The sequence below is a fragment of the Streptomyces sp. AK02-01A genome (assembly GCF_033795305.1).
Lineage (GTDB): Bacteria > Actinomycetota > Actinomycetes > Streptomycetales > Streptomycetaceae > Streptomyces.
In genome coordinates, this window is record NZ_JARBAE010000001.1 from 86,225 (window position 1) to 110,581 (window position 24,357).

Below are 24,357 nucleotides of genomic sequence, written 5' to 3' on the forward strand. Positions count from 1 at the left end.
GCTGAGTCATGACTGACACGGGTTCGGGCGGGGGATTCTTCTCGCTGCCGATCTTCGGCGCACTGTTCGGGACCACCGACTTCGAGTCGCACACGCATCAGGAAATGCTGGGGATGCTGGCCGCGGCGAATCCGGACACGCTCAAGGACCACGCGGACCAACTGACCGATGCCGCCAAGACGATCAATGACATCGGTGAGGACCTCAAGACCTACATCACGTCGGTGCCCTGGGAGGGCGAGGCGGGCAAGGCGCTTGAGGCATGGGGTGAGCAGACCTGGAAGGCCACGCTGAAGCTGGGGGAGTACAGCGCGATCGGCGGTACGTGGATGGGCAACGCGGCGCAGACTCTCCGCGAGGTCAAGGCCAATCTGCCGAAGATGGACGCGGCCGCGCAGGACAATCTCGAAGCGGCGATGAAGTACCACAACGACCCGGACTCGATGTCGATCGCCCGGGACGCGAGGTCCAAGCTCAATGAGGACCATGCCGAGGCTGTGCAGCAGATGAACAAGCTCGCGCAGTCGTACTCGTTCTCGTCGTTCGTGATCGGTGCGGTGGATCCGCCGACGTTTCCGCCGCCGCCTGAGAGCTTCGTTCCGCAGGGGAAGATCTACGACTCCTCGGCCGAATCCTGGTCCAGTAGAGGCAACGGCGGAGGCGGTGCCACCGGCAACGGTTACACCGAGTCCGGGCACCAGGTTTCGAAGGAGACCCGGAATAACCCGCCGGCGGTGACGCAGCCCCAGCCGCAACTGTCGACGCACAGCCCGGACCGGCCCGTACACATGGAGATCGACGGCGTGGCCACCTTGCCGCCGACTCAACTGCCACCGGCCACCACGCCGAACGGCGCTCCGCCGACCGGCCGTCCCGACGGTACGGTCCTGCCTCCGGTCGGGATGATTCCGCCCGTGACCGCCGGCGGCTCCGGTGCGCCGGTAGCCGGAGGAGGCCGCCCGGCCGGTTTCGTACGGCCTCCGGCGCCGTCCGGGCAGGGCCTGTCCGGTGGCGGCCCGGCCGGGCGGATGCCCCGCGACAGCGGGATCGTCGGCGGTCGGCCGGTCCCGCAGAACTCCGGACGTCCCGCCGGAGGTCTTCCGCGCGGCACGGTGGTCGGCGGTGAGGGAACCACCGGCCGTCCTCCGATGACGGGCGGCAGGGCCGGAGGCCCGATGGGCGGCCCCGGTGGCGGCCAGGGCATCGCGGGCGGCCGGCGTCTCGCGGGCGAGACCGGCGGACCGGTGGGCGGCCGGGGCCAGCAGCCCGGAGCGGCCGGTGCCCGTCCCTTCACTCCGGGCGGTTCCGGACTTGTCCGAGGCGGCGCCGGTTCCGGGCAGGCCGGGCGTGGCGGCATGATGCCGCCGTCCAATCGTTCGGCGCGCCGCCGTCGTGAGGACGAGAACGGAGAACGGCCGGACTATCTGACCGAGGACGAAGAGACCTGGCAGCAGGGCAGCCGCCGCATCGTGCCGCCCGTGATCGACTGAGCCCCGTACGGATTCGGTGAGAAGGAAGTTCATGCGTAGCAAGGGCATTCGGGTGAGCCGGTTCCAACGGGTCGGTTCAGCCGTCCTCGGGCTGCTGTTGGCGGGTGTGGCGGCCACACCCGCTCACGCGGAGACCGTCCGCTCCAGGCAGTGGCATCTCGACACTCTGCGAGCCGACGAGCTGTGGAAGTCCAGCACCGGTGAGGGTGTCACGGTCGCGGTCATCGACTCAGGCGTAGAGCCGGTGCCGGACCTTGAGGGGCAGGTGCTCAAGGGCAAGGACCTCTCGGTGAAGCCGGGCGATGAGCGTGAGGACCTCAGCGAGCACGGCACCGGCATCGCGGCGATGATCGCCGGTACGGGTGACAGCCATGGTGGGGACGGGGCTTTCGGACTTGCTCCGGGTGCCAAGATCCTTCCTGTCCGGATTGACTTCGGAGCCGGTGAGAGAGGCGACGCCAATATGGCCGCCGCGATCCGCTTCGCGGCCGATTCGGACGCGAAGATCCTCAACATTTCCGTCGCGGGACTGTACGAGGGCCGGTCGTTGCGGGAGGCGGTGACCTACGCCCTGGACAAGGGCAAGTTGATATTCGCCGGTGTGGGCAATGACGGGCAAAACGGAAACGCCGTGATGTATCCCGCGGCCACGCGCGGCGTCGTCGGTGTGGCGGCGGTCGACAGGGACATCAGCGGTACCAAGGAGTCACAGCGCGGCCCGCAGGTGGATCTGGCGGCGCCGGGCGTCGACATCATCTCCGCCTGCAGTGGTGAGACCGGTCTCTGCAAGAGTCACGGCACCAGTGACGCGTCAGCCCTCGCCTCCGCCTCCGCCGCGCTGATCTGGGCCAAGTATCCGGACTGGACCAACAACCAGGTCCTGCGCGTCATGCTCAACACGGCCGGCGGCCCCACCAGCGGTGCCCAGCGGAACGACTCCATCGGATACGGCTTTGTCCGGCCTCGGATCGCCCTCAAGACCCCCGGCGATCCCGGGCCCGCCGATGAGTATCCGCTGCCCGACTTCGCGGCGGCCGCACCCAAGTCGCCCGCGCCAGTAGCCTCCGAACCCGCCAAGGGCACCGAGGACGACGGCAAGAACGCGCGGCAGCCCGCTGCCGCCGCACCTGACGACGGCAGCGGCCCGGGTCTCTGGATCGCGCTCGGTGTCGGCGCGGCCGTCCTCATCGGCACCGCGGTGGCGGTCCCGCTCGTCCGCTCACGCCGCCGTGCCGCCGCACAGGCTCACCAGCCGCCGGTTCCTGCCTTCGCGCCGTACCAGCAACAGCCGCATCAGCAACAGCCGTACCAGCAGCCGCAGTACCCGCAGCAGCCCTATGGCCCGCCGCAGTCCGGCCAGGGACCGAATCAGTCCTACGGGCCGCCGCCGGGGCCCGGCCATTCGGGCTGACCGAGTCTCGGCCCTTGGCCGCTTCCCTACATCTCGGCTTTCGCATCGGGGGAAACATGTCGTTCGACGACGAATGGGCAACAGCCCGGACCAGCGCCACAGCCAATGTCAGCACGCGGCTGAATCAAGTCCCGGGTGATCCCGGCGGCGGCGGGAGCAGTGTGGACCTGAGCGTCAACCAGGACAAGCTCGGGAGTATCGGCAGCGCGGCGTACGAGCTCTACGACAGGCTGACGGCCGATGGAAACCACGCGCGCGCCAGCACGTCCGACGCCGCGACCATGCTGACGGTCAGCGGCTTTCTGACGGGAGCCGCGATGAGGACGGTCCACGACACCTGGAATTCACAGCTTCAGACGTTGCTCGACGCGTGCGCGAACATCTCCAACCACCTTGACTACAGCGCCGCGTCGCACGCCAAGGAAGAAGAGAAGATTCAGGCCGCCCTCGCGGCATCCCGGATAAACGAGTACTTCAAGTAACGGCGGGGACGGCTGTGCTGAGCTTCAATGATGTCTATCTGGCTCCGCTGGACAAGCTGAAATCCGCGGCGGACGACTGGTCGGCGATGACCGCCAAGCTGGAAAAGCTTGCCGAGGACGCTCATTCCACGATGGCGGCGAAGGCCAGGGACGAGTACTGGCGTGGGGTGAACGCCGATGTGACAAAGCCGTTCGTCGACAAAACAGCCAAGGAGTTCGACGACGCGGCGAAGGCGGCCAAGGGGATCAAGCTGATCCTTGAGGACGGATACGCGGCTTTCAAGAAGGCGAAGGACGACCTCAGGAAAATAGCGGAGACGGAAGCGCCGGCCCAGGGGCTCATTGTCACCGCGCACGGGAAGGTCGAAGCCTCGTATCCCCTCCAGAACGACCAGGGCGCACGGCACGATCCGGACTACAGCGACCTTCTCCGGCAGCAGAACGCCAAGATCGACGCGATGCAGCGACGCATCGACGCCGTCGTGGAGACCTGCGACGACGCCGACGTGTCGACGTCCAACGCGCTCAAGGCCAATATCACCGGCGATCAGCACAACTTCAGCCCGCCCACGTACAGCAGCCTCGACGCCGAAGAGGCGCACCGCGCCATCGACCTGGCGAACAAGGGCCGCGACCTCACGCACACCGAGCTTCAGCAGCTCAATGAGCTGCTGAAGGACAACCACGCGTCACGCGAGTTCTCCAGGGCGTTCTACGACGGCCTGGGCCCGAAGAAGTCTCTGGAGTTCTTCGGGCAATTGGCCACGGACACCTACGACTATGCGAAGCTCGACAAGGAACGCCTCAAGGACGTTCAGGAGTTGCAGAAGAACCTGGGTCTCAACCTGGCCACCGCCACCAGCCCCACCGGCGACAACGACAGGTGGAGCCAGAAGTGGTCCGATGACATGCGGAAGCTCGGCACCGAGCGAATTCCGCTGACCAGGAACGACATGAACGCGCCGTACGGATACCAGCTCCTCGGCGGGATCATGCGGTACGGGAATTACGACCCGAAGTTCCTGAACCCGATCGCCGAGCATGTGGTTCAGTTGCATCAGAAGGACCCGTACATGTTCGCCGACTCGAAGTCGATGGGCGGCTGGCAGAAGAACCTCTTCAATCCCTCCGGAGTGAACGGTTCCGGTTATGACCCGGTCGTCAGCATGCTGGAGGCGCTCGGGCACAGTCCGGAAGCGTCGAAGCAGTTCTTCTGGGCGGAGCCCACGGCGTACAACGAGGATGGCACGGTCCGCACGGGTGCCACGGCGGACCTGGGCAAGGACAAGGATGGCGGCCTCATCGAGAACTACCTCGACTACTTCGGTAACGAGGACTACGAGGCGTTCCCCGACATCGACGGGCACAACCCCGACGACGCGGCGAAGTCCGTGGCGTACATGCCGGACGCACTGGGCCATGCCCTGGAGTCCGCGACGCTCGGGTATCCCTGGGACACGCCGGATCCCCATGCCGTCCGGGACGAGAAAAACGCCGCGATCATGCTGGACGTCGTCGAGAAATACGGACAGGACGCCGGTCTGCTCAAGCATCAGGAGGCGCTGGCGGACAGCATGGGCAACATGGGTGCCGGCTATATCGACGACATCAACTGGGCGTTGGAGGAGAACGACCCCGGAAGCATCTTCGCGCCGGACAAGAATCCGTCCGGACACGCCGAGTTGGGGCGGGACGACGCTCGCCGGTTTCTCAGCGCTCTGGGCCAGCATCCTGATGCGTACGCCTCCGTCACCACCGCCGAGCGGATCTACACCACCAGCATGCTGGAGGCTCAGGTCGGACCGGACGGAAAGATTGATCAGGGCGCGGCACGGGCGGCCGTGGGCATCGGCGCCGAGGTGCAGGGAATGCTCGACCAGTCGCGCGCCGATCAGGTCGAGGCGGAGGGCCTGAAGAAACACGAGGACTACGAGAAGGCGCAGGAGCAGCGTTCCGCCTGGGTCGAATTCGGGACGACCTCGGCGGTCGCCGCCGGTGTCGCGTTCCTGCCGGCCACGGCCGCCGCGGCCGGAGCGGCGGCCATTCTGGTTCCTCTCGCCGTGGACACCGGCAGTGGAGCTCTGGAGCAGATCGCCGGCCAGGTCATCGGAGACTGGTCGGACAACGCGATCGACGAGAGCAAAGAGAAGATCGATGAGTTGACCCGAGCAGAGAAGACGACCGTTTTCAAGGCCGGTGAGCACAGTGCGGAGTCGCCCATGAAGCACTTCCGTGACCAGTACGGCATCGATATGAACAGCGACTTCGGCAGGGATCTGAAGGAGTCCGTGGACCTCGGTTACGCGAAGGGCAATGACCGGGAGAACCAGCAGGGAAATGATCCCGAGACCGGCTGAGACAAGAGAAAGAGTGAGATCTGTGAGGATACGGAACACCGCGCGGACCGCGGGATTCGTGCTGGCCCTCGGCCTTGGTGTCTCGGCGTGCGGTAGCGGTGACGAGGACGAGGGGCCGCGCTTCGTCGGTGCCGAAAAGGTGTGTGATTCCGTGTTCTCCGGCGATGTGGCGGCTGCCTTGGAGACCGCGATCGGCGATACCACGTTCCTCGCGAACGGCGATGGCGCGCTCGACAGAACGGCCACTGCGGTCAAGGATTTCTACGCGGACGGCCAGGACGTCAATCGCGGCCAGAAGTTCTGCTCGGTCAATGGCAAGAAGAGAGGCTCCGGAGGCATGGACATCAGTTTCGGCCTCTACAAGCAGGAGGACGCGTTGAGCGAGGGCCACTCCGCGAGCCAGCGGCCCTACGATCTCGGGAAGCGAGCCCTGGCCGGAACCAAGAATTCTTCGCTCTATTTCGAGTGTGTGAGTCCCAGGCTGGACGGCTCTGACAAGGAGGCGGCGCGCGTTCTGGGTGGTCTGCGTTACTCGGACCGTGAGCTGGAAGGAACCCGTGCCGAGCAGGAGGCCAACCTCACTGTTCTGCACGCGGCTTCGTTGGCGCTGGCGAAAAAGCTGGAGTGCGAGAACAACGGAGGGCTGCCGACGAAGGTGGTGCTTCAGCCGAAGTAGCCGTCCGCCGGGTCGGTGCCCGGGCGGAGCGGCCACGTCATCTCGACTCGAATCGAGGCGCGAGGCGACCACCGAGGCGCCTCTGCCCCGCGGTGACCGCCTTGAGGAACCAGCGGTGACAGCCTTTAGGAAGTCGGGAGGCCGAAGAGGATGACCGCGAGGAGGATCGCTGCGGGAATGACGAGAGCAACGGCTAGTCCTGCCAGGCATCCGAGCTTCGTCAGCCTGGCGCTCGTTCTCGCGTAGTCGTCATTCTTCTGCACGACTTCATCCAACCGTTTCGCCCAGCGTCTTCGCTACGGGTCCCACGGCACTCGGCCGGGCCGGCCGCGGTGAACATCCACCACCGCTGCCTCGATCGTGCCCTGGCCAGGGAGGTAGCGGACCTGACCGCAGACGGACCGCGCTGCCCGTATCCCCTGACTCAGGGATGCTGGAGGCCGTGACCGGAATCGAACCGGCGTAACTCGCTTTGCAGGCGAGTCCCTCAACCACTCGGGCACACGGCCGTGCCTCTCACTGTTCATGACAGTAGGCGGGCGCCGGACGGGGCTCAAGGCTCAGGGATGTCACGCAACGCGACTGCCACACTCCGTTCATGGTGCGGCGCCCGGTCGGGCCCGGCGCGGCAGGCCGCGGCGTACGACCAAGGGACGAGTCCGGTTCGGTCGTACGACAGGGCCCAAAGGTCGCTTTGGCCCTTACCCTGTGGCCATGACCGCCCTGGAGCCAGGCGACGCCGATGTCGCCCCCGCCGACATGTCCGCCGTGACACCGCTGCCCGCCATATCCGGTAAAGCGGCGGCCCCGGTCCTCGGCCAGGGCGGTGACCGCGCGGCGGACGGCGCTCCGGGCCCGGGCGGTGGCCACGATCAGCCGGGCCCGGGCGGTGGCCATGACCAGGCCGTTGAGCCGGATCGCGGCGGCGGCGTGCTGGGACCGGTCCATCGCGCCCTCAGCATCGGCATCGTCTCCGTCGTCCTGCTCATCGCCTTCGAGGCGACCGCCGTCGGCACCGCGATGCCGGTGGCCGCGCGCGAGCTGCACGGTATTCCGCTGTACGCCTTCGCCTTTTCGGCCTACTTCACCACCAGCCTTTTCGCGATGGTGCTCTCCGGCCAGTGGGCCGACCGCAGCGGACCGCTCGCGCCGCTCGCCGCCGGCATCAGCGCCTTCGCCGTCGGGCTGCTGGTCGCCGGTACGGCCGGCACGATGTGGCTGTTCATCATCGGCCGTGCCGTCCAGGGCCTGGGTGGCGGACTGGTCATCGTCGCGCTGTACGTCGTCGTCAGCCGCGCCTATCCGGAGAGGCTGCGCCCCGCGATCATGGCCGCGTTCGCCGCGAGCTGGGTGATTCCCTCCGTCGTCGGGCCGCTCGCCTCCGGCACCGTCACCGAACATCTCGGCTGGCGCTGGGTCTTCATCGGCATCCCGGTCCTCGTGGTGGTGCCGCTGGCGCTCGCTCTGCCCGCGATACGGCGGATGGCGTCGGGACCCGCCGACCCCTCGGCTCCCGTCGCGGCCTTCGACCGGCGCAGGATCCGGCTGGCCCTCGGGATCTCGCTGGGTGCCGGGCTCCTTCAGTACGCGGGCCAGGATCTGCGCTGGCTCTCGCTCCTGCCGGCCGCGGCCGGCGCGGCCCTGCTCGTACCGGCCGTCCGCGGTCTGCTGCCCGGTGGCACCTGGCGGGCGGCCCGCGGACTGCCGTCCGTGGTACTGCTGCGCGGTGTCGCCGCCGGTGCCTTCATCGCGGCCGAGAGCTTCGTTCCGCTGATGCTGGTGACCCAGCGCGGGCTGTCGCCGACGATGGCCGGGCTGTCGCTCGCGGTCGGTGGCGCCACCTGGGCGCTCGGTTCGTACATACAGTCGAGACCGCGCATGGAACCGTACCGCGAGCGGCTGATGGCGGGCGGCATGGTGCTGGTCACCGCGGCCATCGCGACCGCGCCGAGTGTGCTGATCGAGTCCGTACCGGTATGGATCATTGGTATCGCCTGGGGCGTCGGCTGTCTCGGTATGGGCGCGGTGATCGCCTCGACAAGCGTGCTGCTGCTCAAACTCTCGGCGCCGGAGGAAGCCGGCGCGAACTCCGCCGCGCTCCAGATCTCCGACGGCCTCTCGAACGTGCTGCTGCTGGCGGCCGGCGGCGCGGCCTTCGCGGCGCTGGGCGGCGGCTCGGTGGGCGGTCATACCGCCGCGGGCGCCACGGGCTCGCATCCGGCGGCCTTCGCGGCGGTGTTCCTGCCGATGGCGGCGGTGGCGCTGGTGGGAGTGTGGGTGGCGACCCGGGTGCGGACGCGTGAGGCTTAGGCACGGACGCGCGAGGCTTAGGCACTGTCCATGTGACGCCGGTCGGCGTCCATGTGACTCCGGTCGCACCGGCGGTCCGGCCGCTGTTCGGACGAGGATCTTGTCCCGCCCCCGGTAGGGTGGCCCGGTTGTCGTACGTACCCCACGACCTGTCCCACGACCGAGCGCCCGAACCGGAGACCGTGACTACTACCGCCTCCTCCCACCACCTCTCACCCGCCTTCCCCGGCCGCGCCCCCTGGGGCACCGCCAACAAGCTGCGTGCCTGGCAGGAGGGTGCCCTCGGCAGATATCTCCAGGAGCAGCCCCGTGACTTCCTCGCCGTCGCCACCCCGGGCGCCGGCAAGACGACCTTCGCGCTGACACTCGCCTCCTGGCTGCTGCACCACCATGTCGTCCAGCAGGTGACCGTCGTCGCGCCGACCGAGCATCTCAAGAAGCAGTGGTCCGAGGCGGCCGAGCGGATAGGGATCAAGCTCGATCCGGACTACAGCGCAGGACCGCTGAGCAAGGAGTACGACGGCGTCGCCGTCACCTATGCCGGTGTCGGTGTGCGTCCGATGCTGCACCGCAACCGCTGCGAGCAGCGCAAGACCCTCGTCATCCTCGACGAGATCCACCACGCGGGCGACTCCAAGTCGTGGGGCGAGGCGTGCCTGGAGGCGTTCGAGCCCGCCACCCGGCGCCTCGCGCTGACCGGGACGCCCTTCAGGTCCGACACCAACCCCATTCCCTTCGTGGCGTACGAGGAAGGCAACGACGGCATCCGCCGCTCCGCCGCCGACTACACGTACGGATACGGAAGCGCTCTCGGCGACGGTGTCGTCCGGCCCGTCATCTTCCTGAGCTACAGCGGCAATATGCGCTGGCGCACCAAGGCCGGTGACGAGGTCGCGGCCCGGCTCGGCGAGCCCATGACCAAGGACGCGATCTCGCAGGCCTGGCGCACCGCGCTCGACCCGCGCGGCGACTGGATGCCGAACGTCCTGAGCGCCGCCGACCGGCGGCTCAGCGAGGTGCGCAAGGGCATTCCGGACGCCGGAGGACTGGTGATCGCGAGCGATCAGGACTCGGCGCGCGCGTACGCCAAACTCATCCGCGAGATCACCGGCACCAAGGCGACCGTCGTGCTCTCCGACGACACCGGTGCGTCCAAGCGGATCGACGAGTTCAGCGCGAGCGCCGACCGCTGGATGGTCGCGGTCCGGATGGTGTCGGAAGGCGTCGACGTACCGCGTCTCGCGGTCGGCGTGTACGCCACCACCATCTCGACGCCGCTCTTCTTCGCGCAGGCCGTCGGCCGCTTTGTGCGCTCCCGGCGGCGCGGCGAGACCGCGTCCGTCTTCCTTCCGACCATCCCGAATCTCCTCGGTTTCGCCGGCGAGATGGAGGTGGAGCGCGATCACGTCCTCGACAAGCCGAAGAAGGACGGCGACGAGGATCCCTACGCCGAGTCCGAGAAGGAGATGGCGGAGGCCGAGCGGGAACAGGACGAGGACACCGGAGAGCAGGACATGCTGCCCTTCGAGGCCCTGGAGTCCGACGCCGTCTTCGACCGGGTGCTGTACGACGGCGCCGAATTCGGCATGCAGGCGCACCCGGGCAGCGAGGAGGAGCAGGACTACCTCGGCATCCCCGGCCTGCTGGAGCCCGACCAGGTGCAGATGCTGCTGCAGAAGCGGCAGGCCCGGCAGATCGCGCACAGCCGTAAGAAGCCGGATGCCGAGGCCGATCTGCTGGAACTGCCGGCCGAACGGCGGCCGGTGGTCTCCCACAAGGAACTGCTGGGACTGCGTAAACAGCTCAACACGATGGTCGGCGCGTATGTGCACCAGAGCGGCAAGCCGCACGGTGTGATCCATACGGAGCTGCGCCGGGTGTGCGGCGGACCGCCGAGCGCCGAGGCGACGGCCGGACAGATCAGGGAGCGGATCGCGAAGGTCCAGGAGTGGGCCACCCGGATGAAGTGAGCCGGGCCCGGCCGGCGGTCGTTCGCGCGCGGCCGGGCTTCGCGTCCTACCCGGTTTCTCGTCCGTGGCCGCCGCCGGAGTGTCTGCGGCGGCCACTGCACCCTGCGGCGGCCACGGCGCCCTGCGGCGAGGCCGTCCGACATAGCGCCACTGTTCGTCCGAAGTCACCGTTCTGTTGGGCGTCGGGCCTGAAAAGGGACCAACTTCCTTTGTGTGACCGGATTCTGGACGAGGTCTTCCGCTGAGCGGAGCCGCTCGCTAATGTCCCGGCAAAGTACACGCTCCGTCGCAGCGCCGCAGCGGAGCGCAGCCGGTGTGCCATGGCCTGCCGGCGGCCTCTCTTTCTGTGCAGCCGATGGGACCGGTCTCGCAGTCTTGACGAGAACGCCGCCGTCACTCACTCCGAAGGAGAGGGCGTCGTGACCGCGGAGACCTCCCAGACGCTCGACCGGGGACTGCGTGTCCTCAAACTGCTCGCCGACACGGATCACGGCCTGACCGTCACCGAGTTGTCCAACAGACTTGGAGTCAACAGGACTGTCGTCTACCGGCTTCTCGCCACGCTCGAACAGCACGCGCTGGTCCGCCGGGACCTGGGCGGCCGCGCCAGGGTCGGCCTCGGCGTGCTGCGGCTGGGCCGCCAGGTGCATCCGCTAGTACGGGAAGCCGCCCTGCCCGCTCTGCGCTCGCTCGCCGAGGACATAGGTGCCACCGCGCATCTCACGCTCGTCGACGGAGCGGAGGCGCTGGCCGTGGCGGTCGTCGAGCCGACCTGGACCGACTACCACGTCGCCTACCGGGCCGGATTCCGCCATCCGCTCGACCGGGGCGCCGCCGGAAAGGCCATTCTCGCCGCGCGCCACAGCGGCCTCACCGAGCCGCGGTGCACGCTCACCCATGGCGAACTGGAGGCGGGCGCCAGCGGCGCTGCCGCCGCGCTGATCGGAGTGACCGGTGTCGAGGGCAGCGTGGGCGTGGTGATGCTCACGGACTCCGTGCCGGAACGAGTGGGCCCGCGCGTCGTCGACGCGGCCCGTGAGGTGGCCGACGCACTGCGCTGACGGACGGGCCGACGCACCGCGCTGACGGTACGGAGACGGGCGGTACGCAGTCGGGCGGTACGCGGACGGTACGGAGAGACGGACGGTACGGAGACATGGCACCGCACGGCCCGTACCGGCCCGCGCGAGCCCTCGGACGGAGCGCCGGACCGGCCTTTCCCGGCGGCCGATACATTGGCACGGTGTTCTCTCGTCTCTCGCGCCCCGGCGCCCTTGTGATCTGCGCGCTCCCGATCATCGTGCTGTTCCTCCTCGTCGGTGTGGCACCGCTGCCGTACGCCGTGGCGCAGCCCGGGCTGACGGCGAACGTCCTCGGGACCGACCAGGGCCGCGAGGTCATCACCATCCGCGGGGTGCCGGTCCGGGCGACCAAGGGCCAGCTCCGGCTGACGACGATCGAGGCGACCGGGCCGTCCGCCGATGTCGGCTTCGGCGATGTGGTCGACGGCTGGTTCCGCACCGACCGGGCCGTGCTGCCGCGCGAGGCGGTCTATCCGTCGGGACAGTCCGACCGGGAGATCGAGAAGCACAACGCCAGGGACATGGTCGAGTCGCAGGACTCCGCGACGCGGGCGGCCCTCGGCTTTCTGCGCAGGGATCCGAAGACGGTCGAGGTCCGCCTCCATCTCGCGGATGTCGGCGGACCCAGTGCCGGTCTGCTCTTCGCCCTGGGCATCGTCGACAAGCTCAACGGCGACGGCGCGGGCGGCGATCTGACCGGCGGCCGCACGATCGCCGGTACGGGCACGATCACCGGCGAGGGCGAGGTCGGCGCGGTCGGCGGAGTGGCCCTCAAGACTCAGGCGGCGGCCCGCGACGGCGCCACCGTCTTCCTGGTCCCGAAGGCGGAGTGCGCGGACGCCAAGGCCGAGCTTCCGAAGGGACTGCGGCTGGTACCCGTCACGACGCTGAAGGACGCGGTGTCGGCGCTCCGGGCGCTGGAGCACCGCGGCCGGGTGCCGAGCTGCTGACCGCCGAGCTGCTGACGCCAAGCCGCTGACGCCGCCGACGGCCTCCGGCGGCGGTCAGGCGAGCCGGGCCACTACCAGAGTTGCAAAGAGTCCGTTGCAACCTTTTATTTGCAACAAGACCTTTGCGACAGGCTCACAGCGACGGACACGTGGCCGCACACCCATGGCCGCACACCTATGGCGTCACTCCCGGCCCTCCTTGATGAACCCCTCCTTGATCAGCCATTTCTTCGCCACCTCGTGCGGTTCCCGTCCCGCCACATCCACCTGCGCGTTCAGCTCCCGCGCCACCGGCGTGTTCAGCCGCTTCGAGAGCGGATCCAGCAGCTTGGCGATGACCGGGTACTTCGCGTACGTCGCCGTATGCAGCTCCGGCGCCGCGTCGTAGACGGGAAAGAAGTGCCTGTCGTCGACGAGCGTGTCCAGCCGCAGCGCCTTGATCCGGCCGTCGGTCGTGTACACATCGCCCAGCAGACAGGCGCTGCCCTTCGAGACCTGCGTGTAGACGATCCCGGCGTCCACCTTCTTGATGTTGGCGGCGCGCAGCTTCATGCCGTACGCCTTCGCCATGCCGGTCAGTCCGTCGTCGCGGGAGGCGAACTCGTTGTCGACGCAGAGCGTCACCGCCGACGGGTCCCGCCTCGTCAGCGCGGCCACGTCGGAGAGCGTTCTGAGCCGGTACTTCCTGTTGTCGGCCCGGCTGATCGCGAGCGAGTAGGTGTTGTTCAGCGTCGACCTCGGCAGCCAGGTGACGCCGTTGGCCACATCCGCGTCCCGTACCGCCTGCCACTGCCGGCGCGGATCGGTGACCGGCTTCTCCTTGCCCAGATAGGTGATCCAGGCGGTACCGGTGTACTCGTACATCGCGTCGGCGTTTCCCTTGACGATCGCCTCTCGCGCGTTGATCGAGCCGGGCAGATTCGTCCGGTCCAGCACCTCCGCGCCGGCCGCCTTGAAGATCAGGCCGATCATCTCGCCGAGGATGATGTTCTCGCTGAAGTTCTTCGAAGTGACCGTCAGCGACGCGCCCTTCAGCGGCCGTCCGATGCCCAGCCGGCCCGGCACCACGTCGTCCACCATCGGCGAGCCGCTCTTCAGACCGCACCCGGCGAGGCCCGCCACGCCGATCAGCAGCGCCACGGCCGCCGACGCGACTCCTCGTACGCGACGCCTCGCGTGCCCGTCCCGCATCAGCCCTCCTCCAGTCCGCGCGGAGTGAGGATCAGCTCGACCAGGGAGGCCAGCCAGTCGACCATCAGCGCCAGCGCCACGGTCAGTACCGAGCCGATGACCAGGACCGGCATCCGCTGGGTCTGGATGCCCGAGCTGATGAGGTCGCCGAGACCACCGCCACCGCCGAAGGTCGCGAGCGTCGCCGTACCGACGTTGAGCACCAGCGCGGTCCGTACACCGGCCAGGATCAGCGGTACGCCCAGCGGCAGTTCGACCTTGGTGAGCGTGCCGGTCGCCGACATGCCGATGCCGCGCGACGCCTCCACCAGCTCCGGGTCGATGGCCCGCAGACCGGCCACCGTATTGGCCAGCACAGGCAGCACCGCGTAGATCACCATGCCGGTGATCGCCGTCGAAGGGCCGATGCCCAGCCAGATCACCAGCAGCGCCAGCAGTCCGATCGCGGGCGCCGCCTGGCCGGCGTTGGCCAGCGCGGTGACCGGTGTCGCGGCCCTGCTCAGCCCGGGCCTGGTCAGCGCGACACCCAGCGGGATCGCGATGATCAGCACCCAGAAGGTGGAGATCGCGGTGAGCTGGACGTGCTGCCACAGCCGCAGCGGCACATTGCCGCCGGAGAGGGAGTTCCTGGCGATCGAGTCCAGTCGGATGCCGCTGATCCACAGATAGGCCGCCAGCAGGACGAGGACGACCACGGCCGGTACGGTCACCAGCTTCCGCCAGGTGATCAGCCGCTGCCGTGGCGCGGGCGGTGGCGGCGCCTCCTCGTCCCGGGAGGCCGGGCCGCCGCCGTCGCGTTCGCCGGGCGGGCGGTCCGGCCGCGTCGAAGAGCTCATACGCCGGCGCCGCCCGGCTTCCGCTCCGTCCGTGGAGAGCTCGCTTCCGCCTGGTCGTGCTGGTGCTCCAAGGCGGCCAGCCGGTCGGCCTCCAGCATCTCGTGCACGGAGTTCATCAGGGTCTCCATGTCGACGACGCCGAGATACTCGCCGCGCCGTCCCGTCACCGCGACCCGCCCGGCGCTGTCGACGAGCACCGCCTCCAGCGCGTCCCGCAGCGTCGCGTCCTTGGTGACGGTGGAGCGCACCAACTGGCCGGCCCTGGCCAGCGATCCCTTGGCGCGCATCAGATCGCCGCGCCGCAGCCATTTGTACGGCCGGTTCCCGCGGTCCAGCATCAGCAGCTCGTTGTGCGGTCCCGTGCTGAGCGTGTCGAAGACCGACTGGAGCGGGTCCTCGACGGTCACGGTCGGGAACGCGGCCATCCCGACCTCCCGTACGCGCGTCAGATGGAGCCGCTTCAGGGCCGCTCCGGCTCCGACGAAGCCCGAGACGAAGTCGTCGGCCGGATTGGTGAGGATCGCCTCCGGGGTGTCGAACTGCGCGATGTGCGAGTGCTCGCGCAGCACCGCGATCCGGTCGCCGAGCTTGATCGCCTCGTCGAAGTCATGAGTGACGAAGACGATCGTCTTGCGCAGCTCGTGCTGAAGCCTGATCAGTTCGTCCTGGAGATGGCCGCGGGTGATGGGGTCGACGGCGCCGAACGGTTCGTCCATCAGCAGCACCGGTGGATCGGCGGCGAGCGCGCGGGCGACGCCGACGCGCTGCTGCTGTCCGCCGGAGAGCCCGCGCGGATAGCGGCCGTGGAACTCGCGCGGATCGAGGCCCACCAGTTCGAGCATCTCCTCGACCCGGTCCTTCACACGGGCCCTGGACCAGCCGGTCATCCTGGGCACGAGCGCGATGTTCTCCGCGACCGTCATGTGCGGGAAGAGGCCGGAGGACTGGATGGCGTAACCGATTCTGCGGCGCAGCCGCACCGGGTCGATGCCGGTGACGTCCTCGTCGCCGATCCTGATCCGCCCGGACGTCGGCTCGATCAGCCGGTTGATCATCCTGAGCGTGGTCGACTTGCCGCAGCCCGACGGGCCCACCAGGATCACCGTCTCACCGGGTCTGATCTCCAGGTTGACATGGTCCACGGCGGGCAGGGCCTGGCCCGGATAGCGTTTGGTGAGTCCCTCCAGCCGGATACCGGCGCCGGAGGCGGCCGGAGAGCCGGCCCGCTGTCCGGTCCCGGCCGGCCCATGGCTGCCGTGCGCCTCAGGTGTCCCGTGCGCCTCAGGTGTCTCAGGCACGGATGCTCCTCGGGATCGTCAGCCGGCCGAGCAGGAGGTACGCGGCATCGAAGAGCAGCGCGAGGACGACAACGCCGAGCGTGCCCGCCAGCACCTGGTTGAGCGCGTTGGCGCTGCCCAGTGAGGCGATGCCGCGGAAGATCTCATTGCCGAGCCCCGGCCCGGAGGCGTACGCGGCGACCGCGGCGATGCCCATCAGCATCTGCGTGGAGACCCTGATACCGGTGAGGATCGGCGGCCAGGCGAGCGGCAGTTCCACTCTGAGCATCCGGGCCGACCGCGACATCCCGATGCCGTTCGCCGCGTCGATGAGGGCCGGATCCACGCCGCGCAGCCCGACGACGGAGTTGCGCACGACGGGAAGCAGCCCGTAGAGCGTCAGCGTGATCACCGTGGGCGCCACTCCGAGGCCGACCAGCGGGATCAGCAGACCGATCGCGGCCAGCGAGGGAATGGTCAGCAGCGAGGCGGTGGAGAGGATCGCCAGATTTCCCGCCCAGGGACTGCGACAGGTGACGACACCGATGAGGACGCCGAGCGCGGTGGCGATCACCATGCACTGGAAGACGGCGCTGACATGCTGGAACGCGTCCGTGAGCAACTGCTGGTGCTGACTGCCGAGATACTCCCAGAAGCTCACACGCGTCCCCTCGATTCAGTACCGCGTGGATCGCTCCCGGTCGGACTCCCGGTCGGACTCCCGGCCGGGACCGCCGTCGGAGTCGGCCGCGGCCTGTTCCACCAGCGGGATGATCCGCAGTGGTACGGGGTTCTCCATGACGATCGCCGTAGAAGCCCGCACAATGCCATCAAAACCGACAACGCGGTCGATGACCCGCTGAAGATCGGCGTTGGAGCGTGCGACAAGCCGGCAGAGCATGTCGCCCTGGCCCGTGGTGGTGTGCAGCTCCAGCACTTCCGGCACGGTCGCCAAGTGCGCCCGTACGTCGACGCCTTGTCCCTGCTTGATCTCCAGCGTGGCGAAAGCCGTCACCGGATAGCCGAGAGCGGCCGGATCGACGGCCGGGCCGAATCCCCGGATGACTCCATTCGATTGAAGCCGGTCGAGCCGCGCCTGCACCGTCCCGCGCGCCACTCCGAGCCTGCGCGACGCCTCCAGCACTCCGATCCTGGGCTCCTGTGCCAGCAGCACGATCAGCCTGCCGTCGAGTCCGTCGATGGACATGGACCGCCCTCCTCATGGGCCTGACGCACGGGCCTGACGCACGGGCCTGACGCACGGGCCTGATCGTGCTGCTCCGCCCGGCCCGGCCCGTCCGGTTGGCTCAGCCGGGTGACGCCTTGGTCATCCTGTGCACATAGTCCTGTCATTCTCGCCATCCGCTGTGCAGGATGCCCAGCAAATTCGTGAACTGTTGCGCACCTTGTGGAACGGCGAGACGCTGAGCGCATGGCTGACACCTCGATGAACGCTGACACCTCGATGAACATCGACTCCGCTCCCGAGACCGCCCGTGAGGCCGATCCCTTCCCGGTCAAGGGCATGGACGCGGTGGTCTTCGCCGTGGGCAACGCCAAGCAGGCCGCGCACTACTACTCCACGGCCTTCGGCATGAAGCTCGTCGCCTATTCCGGACCGGAGAACGGCAGCCGCGAGACCGCCAGTTACGTCCTCACCAATGGCGCCGCCCGCTTTGTGTTCACCTCCGTGATCAAGCCGTCCTCCGCATGGGGCCGCTTCCTCACCGAGCATGTCGCCGAGCACGGCGACGGTGTCGTCGACCTCGCGATCGAGGTGCCGGACGCGCGTGCCGCGTACGCCTACGCCGTCGAGCACGGCGCCCGCTCCGTCCAGGAGCCCTACGAGATCAAGGACGAGCACGGCACGGTCGTGCTCGCCGCCATCGCCACCTACGGCGAGACCCGGCACACCCTGGTCGAGCGCTCCGGCTACGACGGCCCCTATCTGCCGGGCTTCAGCGCCGCGCGGCCGATCGTCGAGCCCGCCGCGAAGCGCACCTTCCAGGCCATCGACCACTGCGTGGGCAATGTCGAGCTCGGCAGGATGAACGAGTGGGTCGGCTTCTACAACAACGTCATGGGCTTCACCAATATGAAGGAGTTCGTGGGCGACGACATCGCCACCGAGTACTCCGCGCTCATGTCGAAGGTCGTCGCGGACGGCACCCTCAAGGTGAAGTTCCCGATCAACGAGCCCGCGATCGCCAAGAAGAAGTCGCAGATCGACGAGTATCTGGAGTTCTACGGCGGGGCCGGTGTCCAGCACATCGCGCTCGCCACGAACGACATCGTCGGTTCCGTACGGGCGATGCGGGACGCCGGTGTGCGGTTCCTCGACACGCCCGACTCGTACTACGACACCCTCGGCGAGTGGGCCGGCGAGACCCGGGTGCCGGTCGAGACGCTGCGCGAGCTGAAGATCCTGGTCGACCGCGACGAGGACGGCTATCTGCTGCAGATCTTCACCAAGCCCGTCCAGGACCGCCCGACGGTCTTCTTCGAAATGATCGAACGGCACGGTTCCATGGGCTTCGGCAAGGGCAACTTCAAGGCGCTCTTCGAGGCGATCGAGCGTGAGCAGGAGAAGCGCGGCAATCTCTGACGCGCGGGCCTGACTCGCGGATCGCACGCGGCCCCCACGGAAACTGACCCGTGGGGGCCGCACCACATCCGAGCGGGCCGTTCCATGCCGCGGCCCGCTCGGAGCACCGCTCATTCCCGGACGAGGGCTCCTGGCGCCTGAGCCGCCTGCGCGTGCTTGGCCGGTGCGCCCGGAAGCACCGGGTCCGCCTTCTTGGCCGGGGCCAGCGGATGCCGCGGCACCGGCTTCCCGGACGGTACGGTCCCGGAGCCCGGCCCGGATCCGGTCTCTCCTCCGCCGCTGCCGTACATGTCCCTCGGCCCGCCGCCGGACGGCTCACCCAGCGCGTCCAGCGCCTCCCGGGCCTTCGGCGCCATCAACGGTGAGAAGTACGGATTGGCGCGCAGCGCCTCACCGATATGGCGGCGGGCCGGACCGTACATCTCCAGCGAGCGCTCGATCTCTCCGAGGTGGTAGAGGAACAGCGCGCTTCCCGGGCTCTGGTCCGTCGCCTTCTTCGCGAACTTCAGCGCCTTCTCGCCCTCTCCCGCCCGGTACAGCGCCCATCCCAGCGCGTCCGCGACATCCATGCTCCGATGGCCGCGCTCCCACTCCGTCCTCATCCGCAGGACCGCCGCCTGCGGATCGGCGTGGTCGGCCTCGAACCGGGCGAGCACCAGCTCCTGGTTCACTCCGTCGCTCTGCGCCCGCTCGGCCCGCTCGGCCAGCGCCGCGTACTGGGTCTTCGCGTCTCCGTCCAGGCCCATCGACTCGCTCAGCTCACCGAGTTCCAGGGCGTATTCGGGCAGCGGCAGCTTCTCCAGCGCCGTCTGGTAGTCCTGGTACGCCTCGTCCGTCCGGCCCAGCGCGGCCAGCGCCCGCGCCCGGCCGACGAGCGAGGTGGGCTGGTCGTGCGTCGCCACCAGCGCCGAGTCGTAGTGGCGCAGCGCCTCCTGCGGCTCGCCACGCTCCCAGGCCAGCTCGCCCAGCGTGTGCAGCGCCTGCGCCCGCTCCACGGCAGATCCGGCGCGCGTCGACGCCTCCGTCGCCTTCACGACCGCGTCCTCACGCCAGCCGCGGTCGCGGTAGACGGCGGCGGTGCGCGTCAGCACCGGCGTGCCCGGCCGCAGCTTGTTCAGCTTGTGCACGGCCTTCCGGGCCGCCGCGTAGTCTCCGAGCCCGTTGTACGCGTCGATCAGCACCGGATACGCCGTCCACATCGTGGGGTTCTGTCGCACCACCGTCTCGCCCCACTCCTTGGCGGCGGCGAAGTCGTGCCGCGCGTTGGCGAGTGTGGCCATCCCGACCAGCGCCTCCAGGTTTCCGCGCTCGGCCGGCAGCACCGCCAGCGACTGCTGGAGCGCCTGGTCGGCCTTGGGGTAGTAAGCCGAATCCGCGGCGCGGATGCCGCGCTGCACATACGCGGAGCCGAGTACCGCCCAGGACTCCTCGTCCTTGGGATGCTTGCGCAACCAGCTCTCCCGGTCACGGATGAGTTCGGTCAGATCCACGAGCGAGGCCGGCGCGCCCGCGCCCACCGCGGCCATCGCCCGCTCCTTCGGGCCCGCGGGTGGGCCCTGGTCCTTGTCCGGGACGAACATCAGAGCGCACCCGACCAGCACAGCGCCCACTCCGGCCGCCAGCGCCGCCTTCTTGACCTGACTGCCCTGTTCTGTCTTCATGGCGTTCATAATGGTTACTGTGCGTCAATAGTAAGAACACACCCGGTTGTGGTTCCTGGCTCGCAGACGGGTTCACACCGATGGCCCCGAGTGCGAGTCTGGGATCATGGACGATCTCCTCGAACAGCTACGGACCGGGCTCCCCGCCGAAGCCCTGATCACCGATCCGGACGTGACGGCCTCCTACGCCCACGACATGGCGAGCTTCTGCGCGGCGGGCACGCCCGCGGTCGTCGTGCTGCCGCGTTCGGTCGAGCAGGTCCAGCATGTGATGCGGACCGCGACCGCGCTGCGTGTTCCCGTCGTCCCGCAGGGTGCCCGTACGGGACTGTCGGGCGCCGCGAACGCCTCGGACGGCTGCATCGTGCTGTCCCTGACGAAGATGAACCGGATCCTGGAGATCAACCCGGTCGACCGGATCGCGGTGGTCGAGCCCGGCGTCATCAACGCCACGCTCTCCCGCGCGGTCGGTGAGCGGGGTCTCAGCTATCCGCCGGACCCGTCGAGCTGGGAGATGTGCACCATCGGCGGAAACATCGGCACCGCGTCCGGCGGTCTGTGCTGCGTCAAGTACGGAGTCACCGCGGAGTACGTCCTCGGCCTGGACGTCGTCCTCGCCGACGGCCGGCTGCTCACCACCGGCCGCCGCACCGCCAAGGGTGTCGCCGGCTATGACCTGACCCGTCTCTTCGTGGGTTCCGAAGGCACTCTCGGCATCGTCGTCAAGGCGGTCCTCGCGCTCAAGCCACAGCCGCCTCAGCAGCTCGTCCTGGCCGCCGAGTTCGGCTCCGCGGCCGCCGCCTGCGACGCCGTCTGCCGCGTCATGGAGCGCGGGCACACGCCGTCGCTCCTCGAACTCATGGACCGTACGACCGTGCGTGCCGTCAACGCGATGGCGAACATGGGCCTGCCCGACACGACCGAGGCACTGCTGCTGGCGGCCTTCGACACTCCGGACCCGGCAGCCGACCTGGCCGCCGTCGGCCTGCTGTGCGAGGCGGCCGGCGCCACCGAGGTGGTCCTCGCCGACGACGCGGCCGAGTCCGAACTGCTGCTCCACGCACGCCGGTTGGCGCTCACCGCGCTGGAGGCCGTCAAGGGCACCACGATGGTCGACGACGTGTGCGTACCGCGCTCCCGGCTCGGCGACATGCTCGAAGGCGTGGAGCGCGTCGGCGAGAAGTACGGACTGACGATCGGCGTCTGCGCCCACGCCGGAGACGGCAACACCCATCCCACCGTCTGCTTCGACGCGACGGATCCCGACGAATCCCGGCGGGCCCGCGAGTCCTTCGACGAGATCATGGCGCTCGGTCTGGAGCTGGGCGGCACGATCACCGGCGAACACGGCGTCGGTGTGCTGAAACGGGAGTGGCTGTCGCGCGAGCTGGGCCCGGTGGGAATGGAGTTGCAGCGCGGCATCAAACAGACCTTCGACCCGCTCGGCCTGCTCAACCCCGGCAAGATCTTCTGAATGGCACGATCGGCTGAGCGTCCGCCGGGCCTCCGGTCCGATCCGCGAGAAAGGCCCTACACCTCACCGTCGTCGGTGGACTCGTCCGACGGCCACGGGCCTCCGAGCCAGGGATCGTCGACCGGAGCCGGCGCCAGCAGCGCGGCCAGTTCCTCGTCGATGCGGAGCCGTCCCGCCTCCGTGCCCGGGGGCACGATCCGCAGCGTCTGCTCCGCCCAGGCGAACACCGCGGCGCAGGGCGCCTCCAGCAGCGCGTCGCCGTCCGGCGAGGAGAGCGTCACACAGAGGACACCGCGCCCGTCGATCTTCGTGGGCCAGATCCGGACATCGCCGGTGCCGCACGGCCTGAACAGCCCCTCGATCAGCAGCTCCCGGGCGAAGGTCCAGTCGACCGCGTTGGCCGAGCCGATATGGAAGGTGATGTGCACGGCGTACGGATCGTCCGTGCGGTAGGTCAGCCGGGCCGGGACGGGGATGCCGCGCTCGGGCGACAGCACCAGATTCAGCTCCAGCTCGCGTTCCACCACGGTGTGCATGAGTGGCACTTCCTTTCCTGGCGAGGGGCCCGGCGGTTGGGGCCCTGTCAGACGAGAGGCCCAGGACCGCCATTCATGACGCGACTTCCGGCAACGACTTCTGACGACGGCTCCGCACGACGCGGGCCCGGAGGAGAGAGGACGGCGGCGGCCCGGCGCGGCGGTGGGCACAGGTGACCGACTCTTCGCATGTGCGGGCGAAAAAATCTCACCCCCACAGCCCTATGCTTCGCCTCGGCATCCTCGGCAAGCCGCTCCAATGCGGTCATTCTGTCGGTTGTCTTCTTCCGGGTCCTGTGTTCTTCGTTAATGTCTCCCTTGGACAAGCGGAGGTACGCGCCCGGTCGCTGCGGGACGTACGACGCATAGCCCGTGGATATGTCCAGCACCGTGACCCGGCCGCGCTTCCTTCGACCGCGCGCTCGGGGAATCATCGACGCTGGACGGCCGGGACAAGTCAAACGTGCGGTGAGTGAACGGAGTTGGGGTCAGTGGCTACTCCTCCTGGCGACGGCGGGAACGTACCCCGGGAAGGGTTCTATCCAGACCCGTCCATCCCTGGATATGTCCGGTACTGGAACGGCGCCGCCTGGGTGCCCGGCACAAGCCGGCCCGCGCCCGCCGACGGCGAGGCGTCTCCGGGCGGCGGACGGGCACCGGGCGCCCCGGCACCGGCCGCCGTCGAGGAGACGGGACCGGTCTTCCTCGACGAGGAGCCGCCCGGCGATTCCCGGCAGGAACCGGCGTCCGTATGGCAGGCCGACGTCTCGCGCCAGACCGGCTTCGGCGGCGAGCGCGACCACCGCGTCTCCTGGGGAGCGACGGCCGGCCAGGACCCTCGTGTGCCCGACCCGGCGTCCCCGCCCTCCGGCGCGGCCCGGGACATTCCCGCGCCCACGCCGGGCGATCCGACCGGCGGCGCGCTGCCCGGTGTACGCGCGCTGGGACCAGGCGCCGACGACGCCGGGCCGCTCACCGACGGCACGGTCGCGATCCGCGCCATGCGACGCGGCGTCAGGCCCGGCCGGCGGCCCGGCTCCGGCACGGACCGCCAGGACACCGGCCAGGACGCCGCCGGTACGAGCCGGCCGCCGGACCCGCGCGACGGCGCCCAGCCGTCCGTCGACAGCACCATGGCCATCCGCGCCCTGCGTGCCGCCCGGCGCGCCAAGGACGCCGACGCGGACGCCGACGCCGACGCCGAGGAGAGCCGTACGGGACAGGCCGACGGCACCATGGCGATCCGGGCCGTGACCCCGGGCGGTCCCGGCGTGGGCACCGTGCCCGCGCAGTCCCCGCCGCCGTCCGGCCAGGCCGGATCGCGTACGCCCGTCAGCTCCGGCGCCGGCGGCGGCGCCGCGTCCTGGGCCCAGCAGGCGCACCCGCTCGCCCGGCCGCTGCCGTCCGCCGGGGCCGAGCCGCCCGTCGTGCCCTGGAAGCCGCCGGTCGACGACCCGTTCCTGCGAGCCGCGCGGGCCCAGGCGGCGGCCAGGCCGGCCGGTCTCGGCAAGCGGCTCGTGGCGCGGCTCATCGACAGCCTTGTCCTGGGCGCGATCGTCGGCGCCGTCGCCGTCCCGCTCGTCTCCAGGGCCCGCACCCACATCGACGAGAAGGTCGAGGCGGCGAAGCAGACGGGTGAGACGGTCACCGTCTGGCTGCTGGACGGGACGACGGCGGGCTGTCTCGCCGGTGTCCTCGCGGCACTGCTTGTCGTCGGAGTGCTGTACGAGGCGCTGCCGACCGCCAAGTGGGGCCGCACGCTGGGCAAGAGACTGCTCGGTCTTGAGGTGCGGGACATCGAGTCGCACGAGGCTCCGGCCTTCGGCGCCGCGCTGCGCCGCTGGCTGGTCTACAGCGTGCTGGGCGTGCTGGTGGTGGGCGTCCTCAATGTGCTGTGGTGCCTGATCGACCGGCCGTGGCGGCAGTGCTGGCACGACAAGGCGGCCCGTACCTTCGTCGCGGGCTGAGGACCGGCCGGTCGAGGCCCGCTCCGGGCGGACCTGAGGGCCGGTCGAGAACGGCCGGAGGACGGCCGGACGGTCCTTCGGC

At 69.2% G+C, this 24,357-nt stretch carries 19 protein-coding genes and 1 tRNA gene; 12 read left to right on the forward strand and 8 right to left on the reverse strand.

What is annotated here, in order from left to right; genetic code table 11:
• Window positions 1-8: 8 nt before the first annotated feature.
• The 5 genes from PV679_RS00345 to PV679_RS00365 are packed head-to-tail and all read left to right on the forward strand — an operon-like array spanning window position 9 to window position 6,416.
• Complete coding sequence (locus PV679_RS00345; protein ID WP_319678123.1) at window positions 9-1,490, forward strand: hypothetical protein; 1,482 nt, start codon at window positions 9-11, stop codon at window positions 1,488-1,490.
• Window positions 1,491-1,521: 31 nt separating this feature from the next.
• A complete protein-coding gene (gene mycP / locus PV679_RS00350; RefSeq protein ID WP_319678124.1) occupies window positions 1,522-2,901 on the forward strand; it encodes a type VII secretion-associated serine protease mycosin in 1,380 nt (459 codons plus the stop codon).
• Between the two features lie 56 nt (window positions 2,902-2,957).
• Window positions 2,958-3,383 carry a hypothetical protein gene (locus PV679_RS00355; protein ID WP_319678125.1) on the forward strand — a complete coding sequence of 142 codons (426 nt, stop codon included), beginning with the start codon at window positions 2,958-2,960 and terminating at the stop codon, window positions 3,381-3,383.
• A 14-nt stretch (window positions 3,384-3,397) separates the two neighbouring features.
• The gene (locus PV679_RS00360) at window positions 3,398-5,740 is read left to right on the forward strand and encodes a hypothetical protein (RefSeq protein ID WP_319678126.1); all 2,343 of its coding nucleotides are present in this window, start codon (window positions 3,398-3,400) and stop codon (window positions 5,738-5,740) included.
• A 58-nt stretch (window positions 5,741-5,798) separates the two neighbouring features.
• Window positions 5,799-6,416 carry a hypothetical protein gene (locus PV679_RS00365; protein WP_319678127.1) on the forward strand — a complete coding sequence of 206 codons (618 nt, stop codon included), beginning with the start codon at window positions 5,799-5,801 and terminating at the stop codon, window positions 6,414-6,416.
• Window positions 6,417-6,850: 434 nt separating this feature from the next.
• On the opposite strand, the gene PV679_RS00370 is transcribed toward PV679_RS00365, so the two are convergent.
• Window positions 6,851-6,925: transfer RNA gene (locus tag PV679_RS00370), tRNA-Cys, on the reverse strand.
• A gap of 205 nt (window positions 6,926-7,130) precedes the next feature.
• Here PV679_RS00370 and PV679_RS00375 point away from each other — a divergent pair.
• From PV679_RS00375 to PV679_RS00390, 4 genes are all read left to right on the forward strand, one after another.
• Window positions 7,131-8,726 carry an MFS transporter gene (locus tag PV679_RS00375; protein ID WP_319678128.1) on the forward strand — a complete coding sequence of 532 codons (1,596 nt, stop codon included), beginning with the start codon at window positions 7,131-7,133 and terminating at the stop codon, window positions 8,724-8,726.
• Window positions 8,727-8,908: 182 nt separating this feature from the next.
• Complete coding sequence (locus tag PV679_RS00380; RefSeq protein ID WP_319678491.1) at window positions 8,909-10,696, forward strand: DEAD/DEAH box helicase; 1,788 nt, start codon at window positions 8,909-8,911, stop codon at window positions 10,694-10,696.
• A 419-nt stretch (window positions 10,697-11,115) separates the two neighbouring features.
• A complete protein-coding gene (locus PV679_RS00385) occupies window positions 11,116-11,757 on the forward strand; it encodes an IclR family transcriptional regulator (protein WP_319678129.1) in 642 nt (213 codons plus the stop codon).
• A gap of 182 nt (window positions 11,758-11,939) precedes the next feature.
• Complete coding sequence (locus PV679_RS00390) at window positions 11,940-12,728, forward strand: S16 family serine protease (RefSeq protein ID WP_319678130.1); 789 nt, start codon at window positions 11,940-11,942, stop codon at window positions 12,726-12,728.
• 183 nt (window positions 12,729-12,911) lie between these two features.
• On the opposite strand, the gene PV679_RS00395 is transcribed toward PV679_RS00390, so the two are convergent.
• From PV679_RS00395 to PV679_RS00415, 5 genes are read right to left on the reverse strand one after another with little or no spacing between them, the layout of a single operon-like run.
• Window positions 12,912-13,919, reverse strand: a complete 1,008-nt coding sequence (locus tag PV679_RS00395) for a glycine betaine ABC transporter substrate-binding protein (protein WP_416069623.1) — start codon at window positions 13,917-13,919, stop codon at window positions 12,912-12,914.
• A complete protein-coding gene (locus tag PV679_RS00400) occupies window positions 13,919-14,755 on the reverse strand; it encodes an ABC transporter permease (RefSeq protein ID WP_319678131.1) in 837 nt (278 codons plus the stop codon). Before PV679_RS00400 ends, PV679_RS00395 begins: the two co-directional genes overlap by 1 nt.
• Window positions 14,752-16,053, reverse strand: coding sequence for an ATP-binding cassette domain-containing protein (locus tag PV679_RS00405; protein ID WP_416069624.1), 1,302 nt, complete (start codon window positions 16,051-16,053; stop codon window positions 14,752-14,754). The genes PV679_RS00400 and PV679_RS00405 overlap by 4 nt, the downstream gene beginning before the upstream one ends.
• The gene (locus tag PV679_RS00410) at window positions 16,046-16,693 is read right to left on the reverse strand and encodes an ABC transporter permease (protein ID WP_319678132.1); all 648 of its coding nucleotides are present in this window, start codon (window positions 16,691-16,693) and stop codon (window positions 16,046-16,048) included. The genes PV679_RS00405 and PV679_RS00410 overlap by 8 nt, the downstream gene beginning before the upstream one ends.
• A gap of 15 nt (window positions 16,694-16,708) precedes the next feature.
• Entirely contained in the window at window positions 16,709-17,239 is a 531-nt protein-coding gene (locus PV679_RS00415; RefSeq protein WP_319678133.1) for an Lrp/AsnC family transcriptional regulator, read from the reverse strand.
• 258 nt (window positions 17,240-17,497) lie between these two features.
• Between PV679_RS00415 and hppD the strand changes: the two genes are divergently transcribed.
• Window positions 17,498-18,637: a 4-hydroxyphenylpyruvate dioxygenase gene (hppD, locus tag PV679_RS00420; protein ID WP_319678494.1), complete on the forward strand. Its 1,140-nt coding sequence runs from the start codon at window positions 17,498-17,500 to the stop codon at window positions 18,635-18,637.
• A 110-nt stretch (window positions 18,638-18,747) separates the two neighbouring features.
• Here the strand turns inward: hppD and PV679_RS00425 are convergent, their stop codons facing one another.
• Window positions 18,748-20,298 (reverse strand): tetratricopeptide repeat protein, encoded by a 1,551-nt coding sequence (locus PV679_RS00425; RefSeq protein ID WP_319678134.1) that lies wholly within the window; start codon window positions 20,296-20,298, stop codon window positions 18,748-18,750.
• A 106-nt stretch (window positions 20,299-20,404) separates the two neighbouring features.
• Between PV679_RS00425 and PV679_RS00430 the strand changes: the two genes are divergently transcribed.
• The gene (locus tag PV679_RS00430) at window positions 20,405-21,772 is read left to right on the forward strand and encodes an FAD-binding oxidoreductase (RefSeq protein WP_319678135.1); all 1,368 of its coding nucleotides are present in this window, start codon (window positions 20,405-20,407) and stop codon (window positions 21,770-21,772) included.
• A 56-nt stretch (window positions 21,773-21,828) separates the two neighbouring features.
• Here the strand turns inward: PV679_RS00430 and PV679_RS00435 are convergent, their stop codons facing one another.
• On the reverse strand, window positions 21,829-22,308 hold the full coding sequence (locus PV679_RS00435; RefSeq protein ID WP_319678136.1) for an SsgA family sporulation/cell division regulator: 480 nt from the start codon (window positions 22,306-22,308) through the stop codon (window positions 21,829-21,831).
• 491 nt (window positions 22,309-22,799) lie between these two features.
• Here PV679_RS00435 and PV679_RS00440 point away from each other — a divergent pair, with 491 nt between their 5' ends.
• Complete coding sequence (locus tag PV679_RS00440; protein ID WP_319678137.1) at window positions 22,800-24,275, forward strand: RDD family protein; 1,476 nt, start codon at window positions 22,800-22,802, stop codon at window positions 24,273-24,275.
• Window positions 24,276-24,357 lie beyond the last annotated feature (82 nt).